General features: G+C 72.5%; 4 protein-coding genes. 1 reads left to right on the forward strand and 3 read right to left on the reverse strand.

The genetic code is table 11. The features are described 5' to 3' along the window. The 3 genes from AOK00_RS03745 to hmgA all read right to left on the reverse strand — a co-directional run. On the reverse strand, positions 1 to 1,254 hold a 1,254-nt coding region (locus tag AOK00_RS03745; RefSeq protein WP_063886513.1), incomplete at its 3' end, for a type ISP restriction/modification enzyme. An 81-nt stretch (positions 1,255 to 1,335) separates the two neighbouring features. After that, the gene (locus AOK00_RS03750; RefSeq protein WP_055598871.1) at positions 1,336 to 2,085 is read right to left on the reverse strand and encodes a GntR family transcriptional regulator; all 750 of its coding nucleotides are present in this window, start codon (positions 2,083 to 2,085) and stop codon (positions 1,336 to 1,338) included. Between the two features lie 40 nt (positions 2,086 to 2,125). Further along, entirely contained in the window at positions 2,126 to 3,457 is a 1,332-nt protein-coding gene (gene hmgA, locus AOK00_RS03755; protein ID WP_055598872.1) for a homogentisate 1,2-dioxygenase, read from the reverse strand. 201 nt (positions 3,458 to 3,658) lie between these two features. On the opposite strand from hmgA, the gene AOK00_RS03760 reads away from it, so the two are divergent. Continuing rightward, on the forward strand, positions 3,659 to 5,672 hold a 2,014-nt coding region (locus tag AOK00_RS03760), incomplete at its 3' end, for a right-handed parallel beta-helix repeat-containing protein (RefSeq protein WP_055598873.1).

The following is a 5,672-nucleotide window of genomic DNA, read 5'->3' on the forward strand; positions in this document are numbered from 1 at the left end:
CAGCATGAACTGGCCCTCCGGGCCCTCCTCCTGATGGTCGAGCACGGAGGCCGGGCGGCGGGACCCGGCGGGTGGAGGCAGGACGCCCGCCGCCCGCAGCTCCTCCCGGCCCCCGGATCCGGCCGCATCCGCGGCGAGGGCCGCCCGCTCCGGCTCCCGTGCGCCGAGCAGCGCGAGCACCGTGACCAGGTCGAGCAGCTCCGAGGTCCACTCCTGCGGCCAGGCCGCCGGCCCGATCGCGTCGAGCGACCCGGGCTCCGCCGGGGCGGTCCGGTGCGCGAACCACTGCTCCAGGACCCGCGCCCCGCCGACGCTGAACTCCCAGGCCTCCGCCGGTACGGGCGAGATGCGGCCCTCGTCGAGACAGAGGGCCTCGTCGGCCGCGTCGTACGTCATCACCGCGGGGCGGGGCGGCACCGCCGCCCGCACGTACGGACGGCGCCCGCCCGGCAGCCGCGGCTTCGTCCCGGTCAGCGCACCCCGCGCCTGGACGTCGACGAGGTCCCTGCCGAGCGCCACACCGGCCGCCCAGACCGCCGGGTCCTCGGGGAGCGGCACCCGGCAGCCGGCGGGGGAGGGGCGGGCCGCCGCCACCGTCCACGCGAGCCACTCCAGGGCGTCGACCCCGTGCCCGTACCGCTCGCCGAGAAAACCGAGGAGACCGGGGGCGAGGTTCGGCTCCAGGCCCCCTGGGCGCCGGAACAGCGGACGGATCCGGCCCGGTCGGCCCGCGGGTGAGCGGCCCTCGGGCAGCGCGGCCGTCACCAGGAGCGCGGGGCCGGCCGCACCGGGCACGTGACCCTGCTCGACGGCGAAGAGCTGCGGTTCCCCGGCGACCCGCCACAGCTCCGGGCGTGCGGTGTCGATCAGCCGGTGGTCGGGCAGCAGCAACTGCTCGTCGAACGGCCCGCGCGCGACCCGTACCGGCTCCGGGCACGGTCCGGACTCACGGGCCCAGCGCACGGTCCCGGTCCGCTGGCCCGGCAGCGCGGCGACCGCGCTCGACGGGGTCCGCGCCCTGCTGGGGCGGAACAGGGCCTCGCGCTCGGCCCCTTCGGCGGCCACCAGGCGGTCCCAGCGGGACCGCAGCGTCCGCGCGTCCGGCGCCACGATCCACGAGCGGCCGAAGCGCATCGGCGCGACGGACCACGGCATGAGGTCGTCGAGGAGGGGGAGGTCGGCGCCGGGCGGCGCGTCGGCGAGGGGAGGCAGATCGGCGTTGTTCGCTCCGGGGGCTTCCGTCACGCCCCGCATGCTAACGACCGCCGTCCGTGGGTCTCCACTGTCCGGAGGCCCCTGCGCCCGCTACTGAACTTCGCCGGTGACCGTGAAGTGCTACTGGGCTTCGACCGTGACCGTGAAGGAGAAGCGGTCGCCCCGGTACCGGATGCGCGCCACGTCGACGACCCTTCCCTCCGCGTCGTAGGTCACGCCGGTGTAGTGGAGGATCGGTGACAGGAGCGGCACCTCCAGGAGTGCCGCCGTCTCCGGGTCGGCGAGCCTGGCCTCGACCGTGTCCGTGATGCGGCTGATCCGCACGCCGACGACGTCCCGCAGCACCTTCGTCATCGGCCAGCGCTCCAGATCGGCCGGGTCGATCGCGGCGGCGAGCTCGGGGCGCACCGCGTTCTCCGCCCAGTTGGTCGGCTCGCCGCTCTCCCCGTCGCGGCGCAGCCGCCGGTACGCCATGATCTCCGGCAGGTCGGGGAAGTGTTCGGCGAGCTCACCCGGCACCGCCTCGCTGCCGTGCCCCAGGACCGTCGTCCGCTCGCCCGACTGCTGGGCCACGATCGCGTCGATCGAGCCGAGCAGCCGGCGCGGGGTGGAGCGCCGGGCGCCCGGCTCGATGAAGGTCCCGCGCCGCCGGTGCCGGCTGATCAGGCCCTCCTCCTCCAGTTCCTTGAGGGCCTGGCGCATCGTGAGCACGCTGACGCCGTAGTGCGCCGCGAGCTGCTCCTCGGTGGGGAGCCGGAGCGAGGCGTCGGGCGTGCGGCCCAGTATCGAGGCGCGCAGCGACTGCGAGACCTGATACCAGAGCGGCAGCTTGCGGTTCAGGACCAGCGAGTCGGGTGCGAAGGCGGTCACGGGTTCTCCGTACGAAGGCTACGGGCTTACGGCCGAGACACTACGGCCGGAAGTGGCGCTCAAGACCCTGCCATACGTCGTCGTAGCCCTTCTGCAGGTGGTCGGCGCCCGCGGCCTGCGGGGTCGCGGTCACCGGCCAGCGGGTCTCGAACATGAAGGCAAGCCCGTCGTCGATCTTCTGCGGCTTCAGCTCGGCGGCGCTCGCCCGGTCGAAGGTCTCCCGGTCGGGGCCGTGCGCGGACATCATGTTGTGCAGCGAACCGCCGCCGGGCACGAAGCCCTCCGCCTTCGCGTCGTACGCGCCCTCGATGAGGCCCATGTACTCGCTCATCACGTTGCGGTGGAAGTACGGCGGCCGGAAGGTGTCCTCGCCGACCAGCCAGCGCGGGGCGAAGACGACGAAGTCCACGCTCGCGAGCCCCGGGGTGTCGGAGGGCGAGGTGAGGACCGTGAAGATCGACGGGTCGGGGTGGTCGTACGAGATCGTCCCGATGACATTGAAACGGTGCAGGTCGTAGACGTACGGGGTGTGGTTGCCGTGCCAGGCGACGACATCGAGCGGCGAGTGGCCGTACGTCGCCGACCAGAGGTTGCCGCAGTACTTGTTGACCACCTCGACCGGACCCTCGACGTCCTCGTAGGCGGCGACCGGGGCCCGGAAGTCACGCGCGTTGGCGAGACCGTTGGCGCCGATCGGTCCGAGGTCGGGGAGCTGGAACGGAGCCCCGTAGTTCTCGCAGACGTAGCCCCGGGCGGTCTCCTCCAGGAGGTCCACGCGGAAGCGGACCCCGCGCGGGATCAGCGCCATCTCACCGGGGTGGACGGCGAGCAGGCCCAGCTCGGTGCGGAGGAGGAGGTCGCCGCGCTCCGGGACGATCAGCAGCTCGCCGTCCGCGTTGCCGAACACCCGCTCCATGGAGGCGTTCGTGTGGTAGAGGTGCACGGCCATGCCGGCCCGCTGGGTCGCGTCGCCGTTGCCGCCGAGGGTCCACAGACCGGCCAGCCAGTCGGTGCCGGGGGCCGGGTCGGGCAGCGGGTTCCAGCGCAGCCGGTTGGGGTCGGGCACGGTCTCGTGGAAGGGCGCGGACCGGACGTCGCCGTTGTCGGTCCGGGTGAACGGCGGGTGCGCCGCGGAGGGGCGGATCCGGTAGAGCCAGGAGCGGCGGTTGTGCGCCCGCGGCTCGGTGAACGCACTGCCGCTGAGCTGCTCGGCGTAGAGACCGAGGGGTGCCCGCTGCGGTGAGTTGCGGCCGTGCGGCAGCGCGCCGGGGATCGCCTCCGAGCTGTGCTCGTTGCCGAAACCGGTGCTGTAGCCGAGCGCCTCGGCCGTCTTCCTGGCCTGCTCGCGCTTCTCGGCCTGCTCCGTGGTCATCGCCCGCTCCTGTCCTGAGCCCACAAGGGAAGCCCACAAGGGAATCCTATGCATGACCGTAGGATTCCGCGCGGCTCACGTCAACGGGGCGCCGAAAGGCGATGGCCGAATCGGGATGCCGGTCTCCGCGGGTGAGCTGCCGGGAAACCGGGTGCTGCGCGAGGGGTCAAAAAAGATGAACAATCCTCTACTCTCACGCGCATGTCCTGGACCCGAAGGTTCGTCCTCGCGCTCTCGGTCGTGCTCGCGGCCCTCGCCGCGGCCCTGCTCACCGCCCCCGGGGCCCAGGCCCACGAGGAGCGGCCCGTCACCTTCCCCGACGGCTCCGGCACCGTGCCGAAGCTCCGCACCGGAGAACCCGACCTCCTCGTCTGCAAGACCGACCGGACCGCCTTCGAAAGCCGGATCTCCGGCTTCCCGGCCCCCCTCAAGGCCCGCAACCGCACCCTCTACGAGCGCTGCGCCCGCGACGGCCACCGCCACCTCCAGCAGGCCGTCGACGCCGTCGACCGGCCCGGCATGACCATCGCTATCCTCCCCGGCCTGTACGAGGAGGAGCCCTCACTGCCCCCGCCCACCGGAGCCTGCGCCACGCTCGACGCGCCCAAGTCCTCGCTCGGCTACCAGATCCTCAGCTACGAACAGCAGCGGCGGTGCCCGCACAACCAGAACCTCGTCGCCATCCTCGGCAAGAAGAACCTCCAGATCGAGGGCACCGGAGCCTCCCGTCTCGACGTCGTCATCGACGCCAAGTACCAGAAGCTCAACGCACTGCGGGCCGACGGCAGCGACGGCGTCTACTTCCGCAACTTCACCGCCCAGCGCACCACGTTCAACTCGCTGTACGTGCTCGCCGCCGACGGCTTCGTCATCGACGACGTCCTCACCCGCTGGAACGACGAGTACGGCTTCCTCACCTTCGCCTCCGACCACGGCCTCTACAAGAACTGCGAGTCCTACGGCAACGGCGACTCAGGCATCTACCCCGGCTCGGCCTCCGACATCAACGACGGCCGCGGCTACGACGTCCCCCGCTACTCCATCGAGATCACCGGCTGCCGCAGCCACCACAACATGGTCGGCTACTCCGGCACCGCCGGAGACTCCGTCTGGGTCCACGACAACGAGTTCGACCACAACATGGGCGGCGCCTCCATGGACTCCGCCTTCCCCGGCCACCCCGGACTGCCGCAGAACCACGCCCGCTTCGAACGCAACCTGATCCACGACAACAACCAGAACTACTACCCCTACGTCGCCGACGGCACCTGCGCCAGACCGCCCGTCGAGCGCGGCTACGAACAGGGCGTCGTCTGCCCCCAGATCTCCATGCCCCCCGGCACCGGCATCATCACCGCCGGCGGCAACTGGAACCTCTACGAGAACAACTGGGTCTACGGCCACCAGCGCGCCGCCTTCTACCTCAACGCCGTCCCCGCCTTCATCCGCGGCGAGTCCGCCTGGGGCAAGCAGACCGACACGTCCCATCACAACCGCTACGCCGGCAACCACCTCGGGGTCGACAAGTCCGGCGCCGCCCGCCCCAACCGCACCGACGTCTGGTGGGACGGCCAGGGCAGCGGCAACTGCTGGCAGTCCGACACCGGCGCCGCGAGCCCCGGCGTCCTGCCCGGCTGCGGGGCGCGCCGCGGCGACGTCTCCGGCGACACCGACCGGATCGTCGGCGAACCCGTCAAACTCGCCCAACTCCTCGTCTGCGCCGACTACAACGTCCAGGCGCGCCGCCTCCCGGCAGGCTGCGACTGGTACGGCGCCCGCGGCCTCCAGCGCGTCGAGACCCAACTCGCCCTCGGCAGCTCCCTCGTCCTGGCCCTGGCCGGCTTCGCCCTCTGGTGGCGCCGCCTGCGCGGCAACCGCCTCGCGCTCGCCGCCACCCTCCTCGGCCTGGCGGGCCTCGCCCTCGACGTCGCCGGCTCGACGCTCGCCCTCACCCCGACGGTCGTCCCCGCCCTCGCACTGCTCCTCACCGGCGTCTGGTGGACCCTCCTCGGCCTCGCCCTGCGCCCCACCCGCCCCGTCCTCGCCTGGACCACCGTGGTCCTCGGCGCCCTCACCCTCCTCGACGCCTTCGACAAGGCGATCCTGATGGTCCCCGGCATCCCCCTGAGCCCCGCCTGGCTCCGCCTGCTGCTGGGCGTGATCTGGGTGCTGTGGGCGGTCGTGGCCGCGGGAGCCCGCGGCCACGACCGCCCAC

Source organism: Streptomyces aureus (genome assembly GCF_001418135.1).
Lineage (GTDB): Bacteria > Actinomycetota > Actinomycetes > Streptomycetales > Streptomycetaceae > Streptomyces > Streptomyces aureus_A.